Origin of the sequence: Clostridium sp. HBUAS56017 (assembly GCF_007115085.1) — a bacterium.
In the GTDB taxonomy this organism is placed as follows: Bacteria; Bacillota; Clostridia; order Clostridiales; family Clostridiaceae; genus Clostridium; species Clostridium cibarium.
Window position 1 is genome coordinate 57,688 of the sequence record NZ_SULK01000017.1, and the last position, 25,268, is coordinate 82,955.

Consider the following 25,268-nt stretch of genomic DNA (forward strand, 5'->3'; position numbering starts at 1 on the left):
AAAAATATTTAAATGCAAATTTGCTACTCTACATTTTTGTAGAGCAGCTTTGTTCTTAAAATATACCTATGTTTTTAATAACTTCTAATGCAACTATCCATATTGGCATAGCAATTACTGCAACTACCGTTGATAATAAAGAACAGTTTGATGTAAATACTGATTCTCTATCAAAGCTTATAGCATACGCCGCTGCAACTGTTGCTGTTGGTGCCGCCATCATTATTACTGTAGTAGCAACGCCTTCAAACGCAACTGGTAATATTCCTGTAGTATTTAAAACTACTAGTAACACTAAATTAATAACAGGTACTAAAATAATCTTTATAAGGCTATAACCCCAAACATCTTTTTGTGAAACTGCTTTTTTAAATGGAACTTCTGCTAAAGTAGCTCCTATTGCAAGCCATGCAAGTGGTGATGCTAATTTATCTAAATATGTTAATGGTGTATAAAGCCATGGTAATGTTTGGTCAATTCTTAAGAATCCATAGCTCTTAGTTCCATCCTTAACTGCTACACTTACTTGTGGAAGCATATCTTGGAATAACCATATTAATAAGCCGAATAATGTTGCTAAAATTATTGGATTTAAGAATATTTCTTTCATATTCTTCTTTAGGTTTTCCTTATCCATCTTTTTACCAGACATTTTAATAAATGCATATGAATATAAGAACACTCTATAAGCTATATTAAAGATATTTGCATACATAGTTCCTACTGCACCGTATACAGCCGTAACTATTGGTGTACCAAAGAATGTAGTTGATCCAAATATAGTTAGAACTCTATATACATCTTGTTTATCTCCCTTGACCTTTAAGTAAATAATCTTTGTTAGTACAATTAATATGATATAAATTGCAAATCCCCATACTAATATACTTAACCCCTGCTTAAGTTCTTTTCCATTTATATCTTTCATAAATGAAGTAAACGCTAATGCTGGTAATGATACTGTCATAACAACTTTTGTAAGCATCTTTGCACCTGCAGAACTCATTATGTCTTTTTTTCTCAAATAAAACCCTAAAAATATAATTGCTACTGATGATACTATAGCCCCTAGGATAGACTTATCCGTTAATGTTTTCGTCAAAATTTCTAACATTTTTCTCTCCCCTTTGTATTTTTTTTAACACTCTATTGCGTGTTATTTCATCTGAAGTTTTCTACAATTTTATTGTATATTCCACAAAATCCTACTTCAATTTATTTAAGTTTTTAAAGAGTTATTTAAGTTTTTTAAATAACTTCAGTTTTTTATTTAATAAAGTTTTCTTGAATTTTATAATAAAAAAACACCTTAGTAATCCATACTTTAATTGATTACTAAGGTGTTATAACTATTTTTATCTTTTTGAAATGAAAGAAAAGAATATTTTCTCTTTAAAATCTTTGTTTGTTAATTGTTTAATTATTAATCTAGATTTATAATCTAGATATTCTTTTAAAGGATCTTCAACATAACTTATCTCTTCTATATTTAATTTTTTCCCACTTAATAAATTTAAGCAATGAATTTTATGAGTTTGTATTGAAGAAAATCTTTTTAGTATTTTAAGAATTATATCAGAAGTTGGATTTTCACCATTCCCATATCCCACGATAATTGACGCTCCATATAATTCTTCTCTTAATCTAGATTTAGCACAATATTCTGTCAACATGAATAATAAAGGCATTAACTGAAGATCTTCTTTATCACTTAACTGCTTGAAATAAGCAATATTCTCAAACTTATAATCTTCATATTTTTCATTTTCACCAACAAATATCATAACATTATTACTATTATTAATATCTTTTATAAATGAAAATGTTTCGCTATTTAATTTATCAACTAATATTATTAAAAATTCATTTGTATTTTTATAATTCTTAATATGCTTTCTATTCTTTTCATTTATAAATAAAATTTCAAATTTATTATCATGAATTTTATGATATATTTTCCTAACCGATGAATTTATGCATAACAATTCGCCTTCATTTAAATAGCTAAAATCGTTTTTTTCCATTCCCAAACACATTACTTTATAATTCATTTACCCCAAAACTCCTAATCAAAAATATAATATACTAAGAGTATACACTTTTTTTATCTATTTTCACCATTTCATAAATAAATCTACAAAAAATACTTCATCAACCTAAATATTAAAGATTCATGAAGCATTATAAAACTTATATTTCTAATTCTTGATTTCTTTTATTTCCCTATACTCATTAATCCTATTATATACTTTTTCAAATATTTTAATTGATACTAAAGCCATTGATATTCCAACAAGCATACCAACTAAAACATCAGATGGATAATGAACATATAAGTATAATCTTGAAAATCCAATCGCTATAGCTAACAAGTATGCTACTATTCCAGCTCTTTTATTTGCATAATACAAGACTGTAGCAGCTGCAAATGAGTGCATTGTATGACCTGATGGAAACGAAAAGTCTTTTGGCTCTGAAATTAATAAATGTATTGACGTATCAACATTAAAAGGTCTAATTCTTGCTACTAAGGGCTTTATTCCCAAATTTCCAATAACAAAACATAATGCTAAAGCCCCCAACAGTATAAAGCCACTTTTTCTATGTTTATCACTACAAATCAGTATTAATGCTATTGCTATCCAAAGAGCTCCTCCATTTGCAAAGCTTGTAATTACAGGCATTGCTCTATCAAAAAGTGAATTAGATATATTATTATGAATGAAAACTAGTATTAAATCATCTATATTTTGTATAAACTGCATCCTAACTCTCCTATTCTAAAAATTTATATGTAATAAAAAGAAAATGAGCTACCTCAAAAATTAGCTTAACAAACTAAATTACTTTATAGTTTTACTGTTAAGAAATTTTGGAACAACTCATCTCTATTTTAAACTGCTGTTTTCTTTGAAAACTTATTTTTTATTACTGGTATAACTCCTGGCAATATTGATATAAATATTACACCTAATACAACTGTAGTGAAATTTTCTTGTACAAATTTGATATTCCCAAAGAAATATCCTGCCATCGATACAATTCCAACCCAAAGAGCTGCTCCTACTGCATTATAAGACAAAAATTTGTTATAACTCATATCACTTATACCTGCTACGAAAGGTGCAAAGGTACGAACTATTGGAACAAATCTTGCTATTACAATAGTTTTACCACCATATTTTTCATAAAAACCATGTGTCTTGTCTATGTATTCCTTCTTTATAAACCTGTTTTCTCTTTCTATAAGTTTATGTCCAAGCTTATTACCTATTAAATAGTTCAAAGCATCACCCAAAATTGCTGCTACAAGAATTACAAAAATTAAAAGAGCTATATTAAGTGCTCCAAGAGCTGCAAAAGCCGCTGCTGCAAAAATTAATGAATCTCCTGGTAAAAATGGTGTAAAGACTAATCCTGTTTCACAGAATATTATCAAAAATAGTATAGCATATGTTAAAGCTCCATATTCATTGATAACCCCACCTAAGTAAATATCTAAATGCAAAAAAATATCAATAAAACTTTTTAGTAAATCCATATACTCTCTCCTTAATTTTATTAATCCTAATTATATATAATATAATGCAATACTTCAATTATTTCTTTTTTTCTTAAGATTTTTTTAAATTTTAGTTCCAATTTATTCAAATACACCCTTTATTTTCTTCATCTTTTCATCATAATTTTTAAAATATTCTGCCCCACCTTCATCGATAAGTAAAATCTCTATGGATCCATCCATATTTTGATAATTTCCTATTAAATCCATTTTTAATCTTACCCTATTAATAAGTTGTTGATTATTACAAAAATATCTTATCATTTCTAAACTTTCTGTTACTATTTTCTGCTCTCGATTATTATAGCTTGTCTCTAAATCTAAATCATTAATGTACCATATAATATTATCCATAGCGTTTATTAAATGACTTGAATATGATGAATCCCAACCATAAATTACTTTATTATCTATCTTATTACTCTCTATTGACAAATGTTCTAAATTAGAATATCCATAAAGAACTCTAGCACTTTTATAAAGTTCTTGAACATCATTATCTAAATTCGATATATATTTTTTATTAAACGCCTTGTATTCATAAATTTTATTACTATTGTTAACTATGTACTCCCAAGACCTCTTCTTATCATGGGCTTTAATTGCAAAAAGAACTATAGAAAATAATAAAATAAATAAACCTATACCTTTTATCAACATTTTAAAGTTTATTTTTTCTCTAACTCGCTGAAATAATTCTGACTTTCCCATAAACTTTCCTTTCACTTGTAATTTTATTTATATCTTATGGTATCAACGAGCTATGTTAATGTCAACAAATAATATCAAGGGAAACCATTCCAAATAATACAACCTAAATATTTATTTTTTCGAATGTTGATTTCGGCTGTTTGCACATTGGGCACATATAATCCTTTGGCAATTCTTCAAAAGGAATATCCTCATCATATACATACTGACAAACGGTACATTCATAAATAGCTTTTCTCTCTTCATGATTTATCTTCTCTTTAGGTTCATCTAATGTTTTCCCATTATTAATCTTTCTATAGTATCCATAGTTCATATATTTTCACTCCTTTTTCTTATAATTATTTTAATAATGCTATCTTTTTTATTTTTACAAATTCAAAGCAATTTTATTCAAATTCAAGAAAACAACAGGAGTTGATAAATTTCCAGTATTCTTTTTAAATCTATTAACATCCTCCCTTATTTTAATAATTTCACAAAATGTATAGATTCCTCATCTAAATAACATTAATCATTTAGTAGATCTCTCATATATACTTCAATATCATTTCCTTCTGTATCCTTGAATTCTAGGACAAAATTATCATTTATTTTAGTTAAAGGAAAAACTATCTCTGCATTTAAATGTTCTAATCTATTAATTAATTTATTTATATCATTAACTTGAAAACTTGGTAAACAATTGTCTCCCCAGCAAACTTCTTCTTTAGCCTTTCCATTATTGAATAAACAAAATCTAAAACCCTTAATGTCAAATATACTAAATAATTCATCTCTTACCGAAACTTTTTGTTCAAGTAATTCTTCATAAAAATCAATAGCTCTCTTCATATCTTTAACACAAATATACAATGAATTTAATTTAAAATTTATCCCCATTTTTATTTTTCCTTCTATACTTAAACTTTTTTTATATCTTATCACACTTATTCCAAAAACTGCATATCAATACACAATAATCCACACAATCCATACTTATCTTAATAATAAAGCTGTGATATAAATTAACTCCTCTTATTTTATAAACTTACTTGCAAGTTTATAAACTTGATTAACTGCTTTCTTTGAAACGTCCCATTTTTCAAGTTCTTTCTTAACCAATTCTCCATGTTTCTTACTTATATCTTTTAATGAATTTCCAACTGATTTTCTAACATATTCACTTTCATCATCCTTTAAATTAGATATCAAATTAATTGCTACTTCTGGATTTTCATTAAAATACTCTCTACTTGTCCAAATTCTAAGTCCTTCAGTAACAGCTCTTCTTACATTTGGATTATTGTCACCTAACCACTCTTTAATTACTGGTAATGCTTTTTCATAACCTATATCCTTGCAATAGGTATCAAATGCTTTAGCTAGTACTTCTTGAACTCTCCAGTTTTCATCTCTACTAACCTTTTCCTTTAAAAACCTTAGTGCTTCCTCTAACCTACTAGCTATTGATCCACAAATAAATGTTGATAATTCCCTAACCTGATAAAACTCAGATAAATAAAACTTTTGTGCAATATTAAAACACTGCTCAATTGAATTCTCTTTCAAAAAAGTTTTAGATTCTCTTTCAATCTCTTTAAATCCACTTTCAATACCTTTAAGTTTTTCAGCTATCTCATCGTACAATTTTATCCCCCCAATATTAAATCATCCTGAATTATTACAATAAAATTATACTACTTTCTCTGAACTATATCTTTCTATATCTTTTTAATCCCAAAATATTTAATACGCAAAATACTACTGCAAATAAAAACAAAATTAAAAGATAAAATTGTATGTCTACAAAATTATACGACTTGATCATTATTCCTTTAAGTGCTTGCGCACCATAATATAAAGGCATAGCATGAGCAATTTTCTGAAGCCAACTAGCCATATTTTCAATAGGTATTAAACCTGTAAAAAATATTTGAGGCACTACTATAAGTGGTATAAATTGCATCATTTGAAACTCTGAATTAGCAAAAGTAGATAGTAGTATACCTAATGATAACGCTACAAAAGCTATAATAATATTCGTTAAAAGTAGCAATAAAACATTTCCTTCCATCCTTATATTAAGTATATAAATTGAAAATAAGACCACCACTACCGTTTGTATTACTGCAAATACTCCATATCCCAAAAGATAGCCAAATACTATTTCCCTTCTTTTAATGGAAGTTGCTAATATTTTCTCTAAGGTCTTTGAAGTTCTTTCTTTTAGAAGTGATATTCCTGAAATTAAAAACACAAAGAAAAATACAAAGAACCCTATTAATATAGGACTGATAGTATCAAAAAAAGATAAGTGTTCGTCTCCATAAATATATCTATCTTCAATTAAAATATTCTGTTGAACTCTTCCAATATTCTTATTTGCTTTTCCAGCCATTTCCTTTAAGGCTGTTACTTGAATTTTCCCTAAAACTCCTTGCACCTTTGCCCTAATTTGAGTACTATCAGTAGGATTACTATTCTCATAAGTTATATTCAAATTTTCATTTTCTTTACTAACAAAAGCCTTTAAGCCTTCCTGAATTATCTTCATTTTTAGATTTTTATTATCCTCATATTTTATTACCTCAATATCATTAGTTTCCAATTCTTTATTAAAATCATCACTGGTGTTATATACTCCTACCTTTAACCTTGATGTTTCATTAGAAGTAAATAGAAAGTTTACTAATGACAAAAGTATTAATGGAGCTAAAATCATAAGTGCTAATGTTCTTTTATCTCTTATGATTTGAATTAATATTCTTTTAACTAATGCTATAACTATCATTTTGTGTCTCCTCTACTATAAAATAAAAATCTCTTCAACAGTATTTACTTTATATTTTTCTTTTAACTCTTTTACACTACCAGTAGACATTATTTTTCCTTCCCTCATTAAAGCTAATCTATCGCATTTTTCTGCCTCATCTATAACGTGAGTTGTTATCATTATTGTTTTCCCCCTATCCTTCAACTCCTTTAATTCTTTCCATATACTAAATCTTAGCTTTGGATCAATGCCAACCGTTGGCTCATCTAATATAAGAAACTTAGGATCTTGTATTAGTGAAGCTGCTAAAGATAATCTTCTCTTCATCCCACCTGAATAATTTCCTACCCTCTTCTTTAGGTTATCTTCAAGATCAACAAGCTTGGATACATATTCTATCCTTTCTTCTATTTCTCCCTTAGATAGCCTGAACAACCTTCCGAAGAACTCCAAGTTTTCTTTTCCTGTTAATTCTTCATATAAAGCATCTGATTGGGCCATATATCCAATTTTATTAAGCACATCAATACTAGGAATTTTTTCATTAAACACTTTAATTTCTCCATTTTGTATTTTTTCCATGCCCATTATTGATTTAACTAAAGTAGTTTTCCCTGAACCTGATGGACCAATTAACCCTATTATTTCTCCTTCTTTCACACTTAAGTTTATCCCATTCAAAATTCTTATATAAGAATACTTCTTAACTACATTTGAAACCTTTGCAACCTCCATCTTTTCCTCCTTATGAACGTTTTATATTTGATTTTCTTATGCTAACTTCATTATATTAAATAAGGCTATATTAGCAATAATCATCTAAATACTATCTGTTCATTTATAAACACATAACAGTAATATGTCTAAAAAAGTATTATCATAAAAAAAATAGTTTGAAATCAATTAATTATTTCAAACTATTCTTTCTAATTCAACTTATGGCAACCTCATTTAATTCTAGAAGCTTAATTTTATCAATTGCAATTTCCCTTAGGGAACTTCGTTTAATTTTACCCGTTGATGTTAATGGGAACTCATCTATAAATTCAATATACTTTGGAAATTTATATCTAGATATTTTGCCTAATAAATGATCAAATATATCTTTCTCAGTTAACTTAAATAATTTTTTAGCCTTAATAAAAGCAAATATCTCTTCTCCTAATACTTCATCTGGAACTCCAACTACTACTGCATTTTCAATTTCAGGATGATCATTTAAGTGAATTTCAATATCCGTTGGTGATATATTTTCTCCCCCTCTAATTATTACATCTTTTAATCGTCCCTTAATATACAGATATCCATCTCCATCAATATATCCAATATCACCAGTATGAACCCAACCTCCAATTACTGTGCTCTCTGTAGCTTTTGAATTGTTATAATATCCTATCATGCAATATGGACTTTTTACATATATCTCACCTTCAACATTTGGTGATAGTATATCCCCTGTTTTCAAATCACATACTTTTAAAAGTACATGCTTAACTGGCTTCCCTACAGTATTTATCTTCGGATCATCTTTATCCTTAATTATAGTTTGTGTAACTCCTAATGTTTCAGTTTGTCCAAAATCGTTGCTTATTTCATTGATTTTAAGACCTTTCATAATATCTTTGATAAAGTTCTCTGAAGAAACTGCCCCAGCGATCATTCCCACCCTCAAACTAGACAAATCATACGCTTCACATTTGTTTAATAAATATTCATACATAGTTGGAACGCCATGAAATCCAGTACATTTTTCACTTTCAATTGTCTGAAGTGCAATGTAAGTTTTAAATTTTTTCATTAGTATTACAGTACTTCCAGCAAGAAGTCCAAGAAATGCTGTATAAAGTCCACCCATTATATGATGTAATGGCAGTGTAACTAAAATTTTATCCTTTGAAGTATAACCAAAATTTTTTATAAATGAAAGAACCCCATTTAAAACAGCACAATGACTAAAAACAGCACCTTTAGGAGTCCCTGTAGTTCCTGATGTATAAATAATTGTTGCGATATCACTTGGCGAAACATTCTTTGAAACATTCTCTAGCTCTTCATTTAACACCCTCTTCATTTGAGACATTATAATCCCTAAACTGAATAGAGTTTTCATTTTCACAGTAACTTTAAGATAATCAAACTTCTCCAAATCAACTTTTTCAATCATATCTTTATCACTTACAATTAATATAGTTGAATCAGATTGCTTTAACATATAATCTATTTCTGCTTCTGTTGAAGAGTAGTTTAAGCAAACTAATACAGCTCCTATTTTTAATGTAGCTAAAAACACTATAATCCACTCAGGTGAATTACATGATAATAGCGCAACGTGATCCCCTTTTTTTATTCCGATAGATATTAAACTCTTAGCTATGATATCTACCTCTTCTCTTAGACTTTTATATGTATATCGTCTATTATCCTCCACATATACTAAGGCTTCTTCCTCCTTAAATTTTTCAAAAATGTTATCCATATATGATCCTATAGTTTCATTAATTAATATCATGAGTAATGCACCTCTAATCCAAAATTTATTTATATATATTAATATTTAAACAACAAAGCCATATGGCTTGTACCTGAAGCAATAGTCCAAAACATTACATAATCACCTGGTTTAACTTTATTATTTTTTATTGATTCATAAAGAACAATAAACGGACTTGATGTACCAGTATATCCATAAGTATCACCTATGTAAAGGCTTCTGCTTTCACCTATATTCATAGTTTCCCTTATTTTAACGATATTGCTATATGAAAATTGTGAGAAACAAAACATGGAAATATCTTCAACCGATAGGTTATTTTCTTTTAAAATAGAATTCATATTATTTATTACACTATCAAACCAATGAATCTGATATGAGTCCCATTTAGCATATAAATCTTTCTTTTCAGCATCATACATATTAGAAAAACCGCATCTTGGAAATCTAATTTCATCTACAGCAATAGTTTGAGTAGATACCTTACAATCAATTACACCACAATCACGAGATGTTCTTTCTAATACAATTGCACAAGCTGCATCGCCATATTCTCCATAACATAATTCATTATCTGGATCAACCTGTGGGGTAAGAAAATCTGAGCCAACTAATAAAACTGTATTAATATCTGAATCTGCTTTCATATATCCATTAATTAAATTTAAAGCATAAGTCATACCAATACAATTTACATTCATGTCATGACATAAACAATTCTCTTTTCCACTAATTGCATTGTGGAGAATAAATGAAGATGGTGGACTTACATACTCAGGTAATACACTAGAAAATACAATCATATCAATATCTTCTCCATTTAAATCTGATGCTCTTAATACCCTTTTTGAAGCTTCTATCGCCATAGTTAAACTATTTTCCTTTGACGAATCTAACAAATATCTGTTCTTCCTCCCCATAATATCTTCAATAAAATGTTTTATATCCTTTCCAAGCTTTTTGAAATGTTCAAAGTAGTATTCATTACCAACAATTTTAGATCCATGATAAATTTCAATATTTCTTATTTGTATATTATTCATTTTTTTCTTATCTCAAATATAATCTGTATATTTCACAAAATATTTGGATAATTTTCACCTCCCATACATTTTTATACTTTAATACCAATATATCACACTTAAAAAGAAATGTCATTCATTAGATAATATAATACCATTTATTGAATAAATATGTTATAATGTAATAAATTGTATTAATGAGGAGGATATTTTATTATGACATCAAATAATTTAGGTTATTCTATTGAAAGGAAAGATGGAGAAAAAAAAGTAATAATTAGTTTTGAAGGATTTGCAAAGCCAGAAATGATTGAAAACTTTATGAAGGATTATAAATCTTTAAAAAATTCTGTTGATGTAAAAAACACTATTTTAATTCTTATTGGAGGGACTCTTAAAGCTTTTCCTAGAGACGCAGAAGATGATCTTATCAATATATACAAAGACTATACTGACTTCAAAAAAATTTTTGTTGTAAACCCTGAACAAATAGTTACAAAAATGCAAATAAAGAGAGTTCTAAAAGCAGCAAACATAGAAGATCATTTTGAATTTGTAGATTCTATAAACGAAATTAAATAATTATAGAATATAATTTAAAAGTGTATTAATGTATTTAATACATTTTACATATAAAAGGCTTCCTTCTTCAAATAGGTATTATTTAAAACAATATCTATACTTTATAGGACAAGCCTTTTTTATTTTTCAAACTTTTCTGCTCTTTATCTTAATTTCTTTTTATTGATTGTATATTGGTTTTACCATTATAATGAAGTCATACATATTAGTAGTATCATTATAATTAATATAATTTAGGAGACATGTACATGAATGGAAAAAGTGACAAAACTAAAAACTTACTTAAAAATGCCTTAGTAAAGCTAATTTCGAAAAAGGATTTTGAGAAAATAACGGTTAAAGATTTAACTGATGAACTAGATATAAATAGAGGTACATTTTATCTTCATTTCAAAGATAAATATGATCTGCTAGAACAAAAAGAAAACGAAGTTTTAGAAGAATTAAATAATATCTTAAATAATGTATTGAAAGAACTTCATTATGACTTTATACTACCATCAAAAAAAGAAGTGCTAATCCATATCTTTACCTCTGTATACACATATGTGGAAAAAAATTCTGATTTTATGAAAGTTATATTAGGTCCTAATGGAGATTTAAATTTTCAAATGAAAATTAGAACCTTTATAGAAAACTCTTTAATTCAAAATTTATCAATAAGTCATGATGCTGAAAAAATGCCTATCAAATATATAGCTCCTTTTGCTTCCTCTGCTCAACTTGGTATCATTCAGAAATGGATAAAAAGTGGAATGAAAGAAACACCTGAAGAGTTAGCACAACTTGTAAGTAATATTATATTTACCTTATATAATGGAGTATTTAAAGATATTATTACGTAATGTTTAAAAAATACTATAATTATCTTAAATATACAACTTTAATTTCTATATCCTTGACATATTTTCACTTCTGCTTTACATATATTTTAATATAAATATATGTATCATTATGGCCTATCAAAACTTTTTCCAAAAACCATAAATATTAAGGAGTGTGAGTATAAATGCAAAATGAAAACACTAGCTCAATATCTAGTTCTGAAAACATGCCTATTCTCCATGCATTTAATTGGTCTTTTACCACCATAAAAAATGAATTAGAAGGTATTTCTAAGTCAGGATATAAATCTGTTCAGGTTTCACCAATTCAAGGAACTAAAGAACCAAGCACTGATCCCTCTAAATGGTGGCTATTATACCAACCAACTAACGAATCAATAGGTAATACTCAACTTGGAAGTTATGATAATTTTATATCACTTTGCTCCGAAGCCTCTAAATATGGAATTTCTATTATAGTTGATGTAGTTATGAACCATATGGCAGGAACAGGCGACTCATTATCATCTGACCTTGATCCTAATTTTAAAAATCCTAATTACTATCATAAAGATGGACAATGTACTGATTGGAATAATAGACATGATATAACTCAAAAAGGTATTGGTATGCCAGATTTAAATACTCAAAATCCTGAAGTCCAAAACAAAGCTATCTCATTCTTAAATCAGTGTATAGATGCTGGTGCAGATGGATTTCGTTTTGATGCTGCAAAACACATTGAAACTAATCTAGGTCTTGATTACAACCAGCCCTGGTCTGGGAACTATTGGAACAATGTTCTAAATAACTTAAAAAACAAATCAAATCTATTTATATACGGTGAAATACTTCAAAGCAGTCTAGCAGATAATACTTCTGCCTATGAATCCTTTATGGATATCACTGCCACTTCTTATGGATATACATTAAGAGATGCTCTTCGCTCTAACAATTTAAGTCTAATTAACCCAGATTCAATGAAAATCCCTGCTGATAAAGCTGTTACCTTTGTTGAAACTCATGACACCTATGAAGATGGCACAAGTAGAGATTTAACAAATACTCAAATAAAATTAGGATGGGCTATTATTGCATCTCGTGCAGGTTCTACTCCTCTATTTTTCAGTAGGCCTACTAGTTCAATAGGTACTGAAGGCGATCCATTGTGGAAAGATCCTGATATAGCTGCAATTAACCATTTTCATAACTCTATGCTAAAAGAAAATGAATATCTAAGATGGACAAATAATAATTCAACTATGATTATTGATCGTGGATCTTCTGGCACTGTAATTATAAATGCTGGTTCAAGCACCTATATTAACTCCCCAACTAATTTGAGAAATGGATGTTACAAAAATCAAGGCAGTGACAATTGCACATTAACAGTTTCAAGTAATGTAATTAATGGAAATATACCTAAAAACTCAATTATAATTTTATCTAGCGAACAACTTAACAAAGATATAGTTTCCTTGATTCCTTCTATTCCAACTGTAGGTGGAAACTTAATAATAACTTATAACGCCTTTTATGGAAAACTAAGTAATTCTTCTAATATGAATCTACATTGGGGATACGATGGTTTTAACAAGGTTACTAGTACTCCTATGACCTCTATTTATAAAAATATATGGATAGCTACTATAACTGTACCATTAGAAGCTGCAACTAGATTGGATTTTTGTTTTACCGACGGTAGTAATTGGGATAATAATAACGCCAAAGATTGGCACGTGCCTATTAATTAATTTTACAAACTATCTCATAATTAAAAAGTAAATTTCACGATTAGTACAAATATTTTTTATTTCCATATAATAATATAGGTAATTTTTAAAATTTAAGGAGATATTATGCAAACTCATATAGTTCAACCAGGAGAATCAATTTTCCAGATAGCTACAACCTATAATTCTACAGTATCAGCAATTACAAAAACTAACGAAATTCAAAACCCTAATAAATTGGTAGTAGGTCAAGCATTGGTAATTCCTATAATAGGGAGCTATTACTGGGTTGAACCTGGGGATAGCTTGTACAAAATAGGAAGTAAATTTGGAATAAATTACAGAAAACTTGCTGAAATTAATAGAATTTCGCTAATTCAACCTTTGCCAATTGGATTAAGATTATATATTCCTGAAATGCCTAAAACAAGAACTGAAATAAATGCATACGCTCAACTTGCTGGTGGGAGTATTCCAGCTGAATTAGAAAAAACAGATGGAGAAGCTGCACCTTTTTTAACATATATTGCACCATTTAGTTTTGAAATTAAAAGGGATGGATCATTTGAACCTCCTATATTAGATGATCTTACTTCTATTGCTAGTAGCAACAATGCAACCTTGATGATGGTCCTCACTAATATTGAGAAAGGAACTTTTAGCACCTCCCTTGGAAGAGTTATTTTAACCGATGAAAAAGTGCAAGATGCTATAATTGACAACATCCTTCAAGTAGCTAGAAAATATAACTTTAGTGATATTCATTTTGATATGGAGTATTTACCTCCGGAATTGAAAGATAATTATACCAACTTTTTGATAAAAACAAAAGATAGGATATCCAATGAAGGCTTACTTCTCTCCACAGCATTAGCACCTAAACTAAGTGCCACCCAAAAAGGTACATTATACGAAGCCCATGATTACAAAGCCCATGGTAAAATTGCTGATTTTGTTGTATTAATGACTTATGAGTGGGGCTACAGTGCTGGTCCACCAATGCCTGTGTCCCCAATAGGTCCAGTAAGACAAGTAATTAAATATGCCTTAACAGAAATGCCAGCTTCTAAAATTATGATGGGACAAAACCTTTATGGATACGATTGGACACTTCCTTACGTACCGAAGAAAAGATATGCAAGATCTCTCAGCCCTCAACGTGCTATACGAATTGCCTCAGAAAATAATGTACCAATTAATTACGATTATACTGCTGAGGCTCCTTATTTTAATTACAGAGATACAACTGGTAGTAATCATATTGTATGGTTTGAAGATGCACGTTCAATCCAAGCCAAATTTAATCTTGTAAAAGAACTAGGTTTACGAGGTATCAGTTATTGGAAACTAGGTCTTTCGTTTCCTCAAAATTGGCTCCTTATAGAAGAAAACTTTGATGTAGTCAAACGCTAGAATATTTTATAAATTCTACGGAAAAACTATATCTGTTACTAAAATTATAAAAGGAGAATTTAATTATGAATAAAGAACGTGCAAAAACAATTGCTTCCTCAACAACAATGGCTAATGTAACATATAATGGAGCACAAGTTTATATTGAAAGTGTCGATGACAATAAGGAAACTGCTTGTATCCATCAACTTGGCCAACCTACAAACAAACAAGAGGTATCTTTAAACTCTCTAATAGAACAATAAATAGTAAGAAACTAGAATCCAATTTAGACTCTAGTTTCTTATTTAAACTCTTTACGTTAAACTTTAAATTTATTTACTTCCTCTATCATTTCATTAGTCATATTATTAAGTATTTGTGCTGAAGCAGCAACTTCTTCTGTTGAAGCATTCATTTCTTCTGCTGATGCTGAAATTTCTTCTGCTGATGCTGAAACTTCTAGTGAAACTGAAGATAATGCATCTATTCTATTCAAAATAGCCTTTTTATCATTTTCTATATTTTCAGCCGAACCTTTAACTGTTTCAATCTTAGGAATTACTTCATCTACTGCTTGTATTATCTTCTTGAAAGATATTATTGAATTGTCTATAGTTTTAGCTTGATTCATTATTTCATCATCCATTGTAATTGATTCTTTAACTATAGTGTCAGTATTATTAGATATTGCATTAATCAATTTACTAATGTTCTCTGATGACGTTTTTGATTGTTCAGCAAGTTTTCTTATTTCCTCTGCAACTACTGAAAACCCTTTTCCTGCTTCTCCTGCTCTAGCTGCTTCAATGGCTGCATTTAGTGCTAATAAATTTGTCTGCTCTGCAATACTATTTATTAAACTTGTTATTTCATTTATTTCATTTATATCTTTTCCAAGTGCCATGATTTTACTATAAAATTCTTTAAATGAATTGCTCACATTTACTACAGATTGATTTAATCCGTTCATTTCACTACTGCTATCATTTGCCATTAAACTTATTTCTCTAGAATTTGAATCTACAACATGTATTTCCTTAACCATTTCTGACAACTTATCACTAAAATCATCAAGAATATCTGTTATATTTATTAAATCCTCAGATTGGGTATTTGTTCCTTTTGCAACCTCAGAAATTGTTTCTGTGACATTTTGCGATACACTTGCTATCTCTTCTGAAACAGAGGATAAATTTTCTGATTGAGCATTAATATTGGAAGAATTTTCTTTTATTCGCTTAATCATCGTTCCTAATGCTTCTTGCATTACCTTCATTGAGTTAGTCATATCCCCAACTTCATCTTTTGATTTCAAATACTTAGGAGAAACTTCTTCACATAGATTACCTTCTGCTAACAATTCTAAATGTTTTGAAGTTGATTTTATTCCTTTTGTTATATTATTAGCAATAATATAAATAATAGCAGCTCCAATTACTACAAATATTGTAGATGCTAACACAACTGAAACTTTCAAACTGTTTAATTCTGATAATATTTCACCTTTTTCTACGACAATACCTACAGACCAATCAGTTCCACCTACTGGTGCATAACCTATATACTTATCTTTCCCATCATATTTATATTCACCTATTCCTGTTTCTTTAGCAATCATCTTACTTTGAATATCTGCTAAAGATTGCAAGGCAGAATCTTTTTTTGCATCCTCAATTACATTATTCATTTGTAACACTAAATCTCTATTTGGATTAGCTATAGTTGTCCCATCTTCTTTTATCATGAACCCAGTTCCTGTTTGTCCAAATTTAACTTGATCAGTTAATTCACTTAACGCATTACCATCTCGTGTTTCAACTAATACTCCAACAATCTGATTATTATATCTAATAGGTGTTGCATACAAAACAGATACAGAGTTATCTGTCTTAGTCACAATTGGATCTGATACATTACTATTACCACTTAAAGCCTTTTGAAAGTATTCTCTATCCTTAATGTTAAAAGTTTTTCCATCGCTAGCTTTTGCCTCTCCGTTTATATCTGCAATATTCATTCTAATGCTTCCACTTTTTTTAACTTCATCTAAAAGAATTGTTCTCTTGTTCTCCCACGAATTGTTAGGATTCTCTATATCGTCTCTTGCAGCAACAGCCTCTAAGTAACTTAATCTCCCTTCAATTCTTCCTTGAATATTACTCGCAGTTTGTTCTGCAATTTTAGGGAGTGTTTTTCCTATATTAGACGTTAATGCATTTGATGAAATAATAAACGAAATTCCTCCTAGCCCTATACATATAACTCCTATTAATGCCCCCAAAAATACTATTAATTTTCCCTTTATACTCCTCATAATCTACTCCTTCATTTAAACTAGTATATCAAGATACTTAATCATCTTTAGTGTCAATCTATACTTGATATCAATTTCGAGTTGAATATCTAATATTCAACAAGTAAACCCTTTTTAATACTTTTATAATTATATTATCTTTTTCTTCAAAACACAACGCTTATTTTGTCGAAATTAGCATTAAAAACCACAACCTTTCTTTTTGGGTAAATAGTATCTTATTGATTAAATTTCTCTTTTATTTATATCTATAAGTTTTTCTCCAAATATCTACAAACTAAAATAACCTAGAACAATACTAATATAAGTGTTGTTCTAGGTTGTGGAATGAATAAAAATAATTTTATTTTATTCATCTACAGCTTCTTTTCTGCCACTCTTCTTTTCCTTAAAAAATGTAATAACTCCAGGAATAAGCGAAATAAATATAATAGCAATTAATACATATGAAAAGTGTTCTTTAATTACTGGTAGATTTCCAAATAAATATCCACCACCTAAAAATAAAGTAACCCATAGAAATCCGCCAAATATGTTATAAGTAATAAATTTGGAATAACTCATTTCCCCTATTCCAGCTATAAAAGGTACGAAAGTTCTTATTATAGGTATAAATCTTCCTACTACAATAGTCATTGAACCATGCTTTTCATAAAATACATGAGCTTTTTTAAGATATTCTTTATTTATAAATCTTACATTTTCTTTTTCTAAAATTTTAACTCCAATCTTTTGCCCTATAAAGTAGTTTACTGTATCTCCAATTACAGCTGCTGAAAAGAACACTATAAATAATGTTATTAATTTCATATCTCCTATAGACGCTAATGCTCCTGTTGCAAATAAAATTGAATCTCCTGGTAAAAATGGAGTAACAACCAATCCAGTTTCACAAAATATTATTATGAATATAAGAGCATAAGTCCATATTCCATAGTTTTGTATTATTACACTTAAATATTTATCAAGATGTAATACTACGTCAATAAAATTTTCAATTAAACTCATTTTTTTCTTCCTTCCATGTGATTATTTAATAAAAAATTAGAGGACATCCCTAATAACCTTAGGAATATCCCCATAATCTATTTAATACTTGAAATATACGACGTAAGCTTGTCTCTTAAATCTTCTCTCTTTAACGCAAAATCTATATTAGCTTCTAAAAATCCAAATTTATCTCCAACATCATATCTTTTACCTTTAAAACAGTAGGCATATACAGCTTCTCTCTTAGCAATTTCCTTTAGTGCATCAGTTAACTGTATTTCTCCTCCTCTTCCAGGCTCAATTTTTTCAAGCACATCAAATATACTAGGTGTTATTATATATCTTCCCAAAACAGCTATATTAGTTGGTGCTTCTTCTTTTTTAGGTTTTTCTATCATATCTTTAACCTTATAAACATCATCTTCAATTTTAACACCATCTATTATACCATATTTAACCACGTCTGCCATATCTATTGGTTGTACTCCTAATATAGTTGTTTTATATTGATCATATGAGCTCATTAGTTGCTTAAGACAAGGAACATTACTATCTACAATGTCATCTCCTAACATTACTGCAAAAGCTTCATCTCCAACAAATGTTTTTGCAAGGCTTACTGCATGACCAAGACCCCTCGGCTCTTTTTGGCGTATATAATATATATCAACTAAATTGCTTATATTTTGCACTAGTTTTAACAGTTCCTCTTTATCATTATTTTCAAGCTCATCTTCAAGTTCTACTGATTTATCAAAATGATCTTCTATAGCTCTTTTATTTCTTCCTGTTATTATTAATATCTCTTTTATTCCAGAAGCTACAGCTTCCTCCACTATATATTGAATTGTTGGCTTATCAACTATAGGTAGCATCTCTTTAGGCTGTGCCTTTGTTGCTGGTAAAAATCTTGTACCAAACCCAGCCGCTGGAATTATTGCTTTTCTTATTTTCATATTCTCAGAACCCTTCTTCTATTCATTTTAGTTTTGGCTATCAGTAAAGGATTTTAAATCATAAAGACTTCCTTCCATTCCACCAAATCTATGATTATTTTGACTTGACTCATCTTCAGCTTTTAATTCATTACTGACTTTATTTGAGTCGCTCCATTCACTACTATCAACCTTTGTACCAACTTCTTGAACCCAATTCATGATATCACTTGAATTTCCTCCTTGGCCTCCTGTCATTACATATCTAATCTCACCATTTTTAGCTAGTTCCTTAAATTCATCTAAAGTAATTACCTTATCTGTTCCAAAGAATCCACCAAGCGCCATTACTGATTCATCTGTTTTTATAATTATCTCTGAAGCACTACCATTAGTTGATGAAGTTACAAGGATATATTTTTCATTTGTTTTATTTTTTTGTAAGAATTCTATTAATTTCGAAGTGCTACCACTTGATTCATGTGAAGCTCCACCCATCTGTCCCTTTTGACCTTTATTTGACATTAAGCTCAATCCAGCTGATGGAAAACTTCCTGCCATCTCTTTAAAAATAGCAGTAGCAGAGCATACTGCTGGTGAAATAAATAAGCCTATTAATGCTGTAGTTATTAATATCTTCTTAAATTTCATAGTATCTTTCTTCATTAAGTTTAAAATAGTAAGTCCTATGGAAGATATAAAACCTAATGCTGCAACTGCTATCATAAGTATCTTAGCAATGCTTACTGTACTATAATAATAAGAAAGTAATAGTACTTGAACTCCTCCATTTACTGCAAGAGCTCCTGGTAAAAACCATGATTTCCAGCCACCTTCTTTATATAAATTCCACATAGATACTGTTCCAATTCCAAATAATGCTGCTATTGGTGCTGAAAGCATTGTTAAATAATACGGGTGGAATAATCCAGTCGTAAAACTGAAGTATATAAATTCAGGCAAAAGCCATGCAAACCATAATACTAATGCTTGCTTTCTTCTATTGTCTATTGGAAACTTTAATTTTTCTTGTATCGCTGCTGCTATAAATCCGATAAATGCTATTGGGAATAACCAAATTATTTGATCAGATAAACTATTATTTGAGAAAAGTCTTGTTAAGCTCGCTGGTGTATCCTGTCCTCCCATTTGTCCACTACCACCTTGACCACCTGGTCCACCTTCTCTAGATCCTTTTCCATCTTCGCCTTGTGATCCTCTAAATTGACCTCCTGGACCACCTTGCATTTGACTATTTTCTCCACTTTCGTCTGGTGGTGTTTGCATATCTCCATCTTGATCTGGCGGTATTTGAATTTCTCCCATATTACCATTACTACCTTGGTTTTGCATCATTTCACTATTACTTCCGTCTTGCCCAGGAGGTTGCATTTCTCCACCACCTCCACTAGGTCCACCAGATGAAGATCCACTAAGTCCTAATCTTTCCAATCCATTATGTCCAATAATAAGTTCCATTTCAGTATTATTAGTACTACTTCCTACATAAGGTCTGCTTGAAGTTGGTACTAAATCTACAACAAAAGCCCAAGAAAAAGATACCACTACTAAAACAACTGTTGATAAAATTAAATGTACAATTCTTTTTTTAACTGAAACTGTTCTTGAGATTAAATATGTTAAATATATAGCTGGTACTACCATATATGCTTGAAGCATTTTTATATTAAACCCAATACCAACAATAGCTAAACTCATTAAAAGATATGATAGTTTTCCTTTTTCAGCAGCTTTAGTTAAAGCTACACAAGCTAATAATAATGCTAAAACAAGTAAATTATCACAAGTATTATTTCTGCTTACTGCTACAAAAACTGGTGTTACTGCAAGAGCTAAGGCTGAAATTAAACCTGCTGCTGTTCCGAATGATCTCTTAACTAAGTAATATATAACACCAACTGAAATTACTCCTGCAAGCGCTTGTGGAAAAATTATACTCCATCCACTATATCCAAATATCTTAGCTGAAATAGCTTGTATCATAAACCCTAGAGGCGGCTTATCAATAGTTACAAAACCTGTTGGGTCAAATGCTACAAAGAAAAAGTTTTTTAAACTTGTTGTCATGCTCTTTACCCCAGCAGCATAGTACTCATTAGCATATCCATCTATACTTAAGTTTGTAAAATTTAAAATGCAAGATAATATTAAAATTAATCCTAGCATTATCTTTTCTTTCGTTAGTTTAAAATTCTTTAATTTTTCCATTATTATTTCCTCCCGTTATACCTTCTAGCTAAATACCCATAATTTATATCCGCAAAAATTTGTTACTTGAGCTATACATGTTACTAATACCTTTGAAATATACAGATTTAAATTTAAATTTGTTACTAAAAGCTTCATGGCTACCATAGTTATTATTAATGAAACTAAATTAACTACAGTAAACTGTACAAGCTCATGAACTGTTTTTTTACTGGACCTTTGATCATCAAATGTCCATTTTTTATTTAAGATAAAACTATTAATAACACCAAAACTATATCCAAGTACTTGACTTAAAATATAATTTACTCCAAGTAACTCATTAGAAACTATAAATACCAAAAAATCTATTAAAGTATTAGTTATTCCTACAAGTGAAAATTTGCTTACATGTTTAAGTTTTCCGTGAAATAAATGCTTTATATCATCAGCTTCTAATTTCATAAGCTTTGTTAACCTCCTTTTTATTTACAATATTATCTACTATATATAAAGGTCTGTTTTTACTTTCATCAAAAATTCTGCCAATGTATTGTCCCATAACTCCTATAAATACGAATATCAACCCAAACATAATAAGGTTAATTGATAAAACAAAACCTAAATTCAATATGTTAAGGTTCTTAACTATATCATTTATGATTACACCAATAAATGAAACAAATCCTATAAATAACGACAAACCTCCAATATAGTTTGCTATCATAAGCGGTTTAAATGAAAATGATGTTACTCCATCAAAAGCTAGTTTTAACATTTTTTTTAAAGGGTATTTTGTTTCTCCTGCAAATCTTTCCTGTCTTACAAATTCTACTGAAGTTTGATTAAATCCAAGCCAGCTAACAAGTCCTCTTACAAATCTATTTTTTTCTGGCAAAGATATTAAAGCATCACATACTCTTCTATCAATAAGTCTAAAATCTCCAGTGTCAACTGGTATATCAACTGTTGTCATACTTTTTAAAAGTCTATAATAAGTCTTTGCTGTAAATTTTTTAAAGAATGTTTCGCCTTCTCTTTTAGCTCTTTTGCCGTATACTACGTCGTATCCTTCTTTCCACTTTTTAATCATCTCTAGCATAACTTCTGGTGGATCTTGAAGATCTGCATCTATTACAATAACAGCTTTTCCTTTTGATATATCCATTCCTGCTGTTATTGCAGCCTGATGTCCAAAGTTTCTTGAGAAATTAACAAGCTCAATGCTACTATCCAGTTCACAAATTTCTTCAACTATTTTTTCTGTCTTATCTATACTTCCGTCATTTACAAATATAATTTCATAAACTTCTTTAGTTGATTCCATAACTTCCTTTAATCTTCTGTAACTTTCTCTAATTACAAGTTCCTCGTTAAATAAAGGGACTATAACAGAATAAATAATTTCCTTCTTCATTTTCTATTACTCCATTCATTGATTATATTTTTATACAAATTCGTCTAACTAACTTGTATCTCTATGGTGTTAATTATAGAGATGAATTGTTGTACTAATATCAAAAGAATATGTGAACTTTGTGTGATAATAATAAAAAATTGAGAATATAGCATTTCTCATGCCTAAATTCTCAATTTTCCACTACTCTAATTATTCATTTTTTAACTTCAAAACTACACTTTGTTAATTGTGTCCTTTACATTATCCTCTAGCTGCGATGAATTATGCACTAAATTCCATCCTATCTTAGCAAGATAACCAAATAACAATACATTTAAAAGTGATGCCATTATAAGTGTAAGTCCATAAGTCAATCCATTCATCAAAAATGAATTTCCACATAAAATTTCATAAGTATTTATAAATATTGTAATGCTAAATCCAACAGCTAAAAGTAAAAATCTCTTATCTTTTTGATATATATAAGCTAATACAGCTAAAGCTGCAGCTGGGAATAAATATCTTTCATGCATTCCCACTGAAAAAGTGAATACTCCTGCAATTTGAATTAATGCTGCTAATGGAGCAAACTTAATAGCATTTCCTTTCGCATAGATATACCAAGAAAATAAAGTTACAAGAACTATAAATAACATTCCATAAGTATGATAACTAAATATAAACAATGTTGATTTATTTTTTATATAATTAGCTCCAATTAAACTAAAGAAGTTAAATCCATTAACAGATGCATATGGATACTCTGATATTGTATTTGAGTATAAATTAAAAATCCATAATGGGCTTTGATTAATTGAAAATGGAATTATAATAATTAGTGCGGTAACAATGGCTACTGCTGCCATTTTTAATAACAACTTAAAATCTTTTCTCCTTACTATTTCAAAGAAAAGTATTGGAAGATATATAATCCCTTGCGGCTTCATAAGTACACCGACAGTAAATATTACAGTAGATAATATTATTTTATTCTCTGACATTAAATACACTGCAATTATTATAATCATTGTAAAGAAAGAATCTACTTGCCCCCATAATGCTGAATTAATAAATACAGCTGGATTAAATATATAAAATACTGCAAGCAATGTACTCATCTCTGAAGATATATATTTCTTAGCTAATTTATAAATGATATATGCTGTTACTATATCTGCTAGTATTGATGGAATTTTAATTAATAATGTACTATATCCACTTAAACTCGAAATACTTGTAAGCTTTCCTATAAAGCATAAAATATAAATAAAAAATGGTGGGTAATCTGCTGCTCTAGATCCTGAATAAAATTCTGACAAACTATTTGCTGCTTTAGTTGCCCAAGTTTTAAAGAAGTTAAGATCAGTTGTATAGCCTTCTACTAATACTCCTAAAGCAATCCTTAAGAACAACCCAACACCTAAAACAGTAAAAATTATTAACTTTTGATTTTTAGGATCTACCTTTATCTTTTTATATTTCATAATAAAATAAGCACCTATAGCTAAGCCAAAAAATATTATTGAGTATATTACAAGTGATGCACCATAACCAGAATTATCATTTTTACCTCCTGAACGTTGCTGCATGAAATTTTTAATTTTTGACCCACCATTAGAGTTTGATTCTTGATCTTGCCCTTGTGGTGGCTTATTTCCATCACCTCCTCCATTTGGCATTTGATTTCCTTCATCCTGTCCAAATGATGGTGTTTCTTGACCTTGATCTTCACTACTTGAATCGTTTAATCCTTGCTTTTGTCCATCTATTGCAGATGGAGCTTGTCCTTCACTTGAAATTTCACCTTCACCCATTGATGGTGGAGTCTGTCCTCGATCCATCTCCTTAGAATCACTTGAATCCGATTTTTCCATACCATTTGGCATATTTCTTTCACCCATTTGAGTTTCGATTACACTTTGACTATTACTATGATTCCATATTGTATATCCACAAAAAATTCCCGAGGATATTAGTAGAAAAACTAAGCTTATCTTCAAAATGTGCTTTTTAAAAAACATCTTCTATTCCTCCATTTTATTTAAATATTAATTATAATGCACTTACAATTCATACCTCATTATAGCTATGAATTGTTGCAATATTATGGAATAATTATGTGAACTTTATGTGATTGAAATTTATATATTATATTACATTCTATTAGGATACATAAATTACAAATATCTAATTACAGAAATAGTCAATATATAACATAATATAAAGCTAAACAAATCAATGATAGTTAAATATTTATATAACAAAAAAAGGATAGTTTTCACTATCCTTTTCTCAATTACCTGGCAACGTCTTACTCTCCCACACAGTCTCCCATGCAGTACCATCA

General features: G+C 29.2%; 24 protein-coding genes. 5 read left to right on the top strand and 19 right to left on the bottom strand.

Translation table 11 applies throughout. The features are described 5' to 3' along the window. Window positions 1-55: 55 nt before the first annotated feature. The 12 genes from FAY47_RS14485 to FAY47_RS14540 form a co-directional block, all read right to left on the bottom strand. A complete protein-coding gene (locus FAY47_RS14485) occupies window positions 56-1,114 on the bottom strand; it encodes an AEC family transporter (RefSeq protein WP_143317621.1) in 1,059 nt (352 codons plus the stop codon). 241 nt (window positions 1,115-1,355) lie between these two features. Then, window positions 1,356-2,051: a M3 family metallopeptidase gene (locus tag FAY47_RS14490; protein WP_143317622.1), complete on the bottom strand. Its 696-nt coding sequence runs from the start codon at window positions 2,049-2,051 to the stop codon at window positions 1,356-1,358. Between the two features lie 147 nt (window positions 2,052-2,198). After that, the gene (locus FAY47_RS14495) at window positions 2,199-2,765 is read right to left on the bottom strand and encodes a phosphatase PAP2 family protein (protein ID WP_143317623.1); all 567 of its coding nucleotides are present in this window, start codon (window positions 2,763-2,765) and stop codon (window positions 2,199-2,201) included. A gap of 128 nt (window positions 2,766-2,893) precedes the next feature. Next, window positions 2,894-3,541 (bottom strand): DedA family protein, encoded by a 648-nt coding sequence (locus FAY47_RS14500; RefSeq protein ID WP_143317624.1) that lies wholly within the window; start codon window positions 3,539-3,541, stop codon window positions 2,894-2,896. A 102-nt stretch (window positions 3,542-3,643) separates the two neighbouring features. Further along, window positions 3,644-4,273, bottom strand: a complete 630-nt coding sequence (locus tag FAY47_RS14505; RefSeq protein WP_185966844.1) for a hypothetical protein — start codon at window positions 4,271-4,273, stop codon at window positions 3,644-3,646. A gap of 103 nt (window positions 4,274-4,376) precedes the next feature. After that, window positions 4,377-4,589: a rubredoxin gene (locus FAY47_RS14510; protein WP_143317626.1), complete on the bottom strand. Its 213-nt coding sequence runs from the start codon at window positions 4,587-4,589 to the stop codon at window positions 4,377-4,379. Window positions 4,590-4,783: 194 nt separating this feature from the next. Next, the gene (locus FAY47_RS14515) at window positions 4,784-5,155 is read right to left on the bottom strand and encodes a VOC family protein (RefSeq protein ID WP_143317644.1); all 372 of its coding nucleotides are present in this window, start codon (window positions 5,153-5,155) and stop codon (window positions 4,784-4,786) included. A gap of 135 nt (window positions 5,156-5,290) precedes the next feature. Next, window positions 5,291-5,902, bottom strand: a complete 612-nt coding sequence (locus tag FAY47_RS14520) for a HEAT repeat domain-containing protein (RefSeq protein ID WP_207729680.1) — start codon at window positions 5,900-5,902, stop codon at window positions 5,291-5,293. A gap of 64 nt (window positions 5,903-5,966) precedes the next feature. Beyond that, window positions 5,967-7,046 carry an ABC transporter permease gene (locus tag FAY47_RS14525; protein WP_143317628.1) on the bottom strand — a complete coding sequence of 360 codons (1,080 nt, stop codon included), beginning with the start codon at window positions 7,044-7,046 and terminating at the stop codon, window positions 5,967-5,969. Window positions 7,047-7,061: 15 nt separating this feature from the next. Next, window positions 7,062-7,763 carry an ABC transporter ATP-binding protein gene (locus FAY47_RS14530; RefSeq protein ID WP_143317629.1) on the bottom strand — a complete coding sequence of 234 codons (702 nt, stop codon included), beginning with the start codon at window positions 7,761-7,763 and terminating at the stop codon, window positions 7,062-7,064. 196 nt (window positions 7,764-7,959) lie between these two features. After that, complete coding sequence (locus FAY47_RS14535) at window positions 7,960-9,537, bottom strand: AMP-binding protein (RefSeq protein ID WP_143317630.1); 1,578 nt, start codon at window positions 9,535-9,537, stop codon at window positions 7,960-7,962. A 38-nt stretch (window positions 9,538-9,575) separates the two neighbouring features. Next, entirely contained in the window at window positions 9,576-10,562 is a 987-nt protein-coding gene (locus FAY47_RS14540; protein WP_143317631.1) for a 3-oxoacyl-[acyl-carrier-protein] synthase III C-terminal domain-containing protein, read from the bottom strand. 195 nt (window positions 10,563-10,757) lie between these two features. On the opposite strand from FAY47_RS14540, the gene FAY47_RS14545 reads away from it, so the two are divergent. The 5 genes from FAY47_RS14545 (at window position 10,758) to FAY47_RS14565 (ending at window position 15,338) form a co-directional block, all read left to right on the top strand. Then, entirely contained in the window at window positions 10,758-11,123 is a 366-nt protein-coding gene (locus tag FAY47_RS14545) for a hypothetical protein (RefSeq protein WP_143317632.1), read from the top strand. Window positions 11,124-11,371: 248 nt separating this feature from the next. Continuing rightward, window positions 11,372-11,968 carry a TetR/AcrR family transcriptional regulator gene (locus tag FAY47_RS14550; RefSeq protein ID WP_185966845.1) on the top strand — a complete coding sequence of 199 codons (597 nt, stop codon included), beginning with the start codon at window positions 11,372-11,374 and terminating at the stop codon, window positions 11,966-11,968. Between the two features lie 164 nt (window positions 11,969-12,132). Then, complete coding sequence (locus tag FAY47_RS14555; protein WP_143317634.1) at window positions 12,133-13,701, top strand: alpha-amylase family glycosyl hydrolase; 1,569 nt, start codon at window positions 12,133-12,135, stop codon at window positions 13,699-13,701. A 105-nt stretch (window positions 13,702-13,806) separates the two neighbouring features. Further along, window positions 13,807-15,093, top strand: a complete 1,287-nt coding sequence (locus tag FAY47_RS14560) for a glycoside hydrolase family 18 protein (RefSeq protein ID WP_143317635.1) — start codon at window positions 13,807-13,809, stop codon at window positions 15,091-15,093. A 65-nt stretch (window positions 15,094-15,158) separates the two neighbouring features. Then, window positions 15,159-15,338, top strand: a complete 180-nt coding sequence (locus tag FAY47_RS14565) for an H-type small acid-soluble spore protein (protein WP_143317636.1) — start codon at window positions 15,159-15,161, stop codon at window positions 15,336-15,338. A 56-nt stretch (window positions 15,339-15,394) separates the two neighbouring features. Here FAY47_RS14565 and FAY47_RS14570 read toward each other — a convergent pair whose 3' ends face one another. The 7 genes from FAY47_RS14570 to FAY47_RS14600 all read right to left on the bottom strand — a co-directional run bounded on the left by FAY47_RS14570 (window position 15,395) and on the right by FAY47_RS14600 (window position 24,942). Next, window positions 15,395-17,389: a methyl-accepting chemotaxis protein gene (locus FAY47_RS14570; protein ID WP_143317637.1), complete on the bottom strand. Its 1,995-nt coding sequence runs from the start codon at window positions 17,387-17,389 to the stop codon at window positions 15,395-15,397. 348 nt (window positions 17,390-17,737) lie between these two features. After that, a complete protein-coding gene (locus FAY47_RS14575) occupies window positions 17,738-18,397 on the bottom strand; it encodes a DedA family protein (RefSeq protein WP_143317638.1) in 660 nt (219 codons plus the stop codon). Between the two features lie 77 nt (window positions 18,398-18,474). Continuing rightward, window positions 18,475-19,335, bottom strand: coding sequence for a UTP--glucose-1-phosphate uridylyltransferase GalU (gene galU, locus FAY47_RS14580; RefSeq protein ID WP_143317639.1), 861 nt, complete (start codon window positions 19,333-19,335; stop codon window positions 18,475-18,477). Between the two features lie 27 nt (window positions 19,336-19,362). Beyond that, window positions 19,363-21,543: a glycosyltransferase family 39 protein gene (locus FAY47_RS14585; protein WP_143317640.1), complete on the bottom strand. Its 2,181-nt coding sequence runs from the start codon at window positions 21,541-21,543 to the stop codon at window positions 19,363-19,365. A 24-nt stretch (window positions 21,544-21,567) separates the two neighbouring features. Further along, window positions 21,568-21,987, bottom strand: a complete 420-nt coding sequence (locus tag FAY47_RS14590; protein ID WP_143317641.1) for a GtrA family protein — start codon at window positions 21,985-21,987, stop codon at window positions 21,568-21,570. Further along, a complete protein-coding gene (locus FAY47_RS14595; RefSeq protein ID WP_143317642.1) occupies window positions 21,971-22,939 on the bottom strand; it encodes a glycosyltransferase family 2 protein in 969 nt (322 codons plus the stop codon). The genes FAY47_RS14590 and FAY47_RS14595 overlap by 17 nt, the downstream gene beginning before the upstream one ends. Window positions 22,940-23,154: 215 nt before the next feature. Continuing rightward, complete coding sequence (locus FAY47_RS14600) at window positions 23,155-24,942, bottom strand: glycosyltransferase family 39 protein (RefSeq protein ID WP_143317643.1); 1,788 nt, start codon at window positions 24,940-24,942, stop codon at window positions 23,155-23,157. Window positions 24,943-25,268 lie beyond the last annotated feature (326 nt).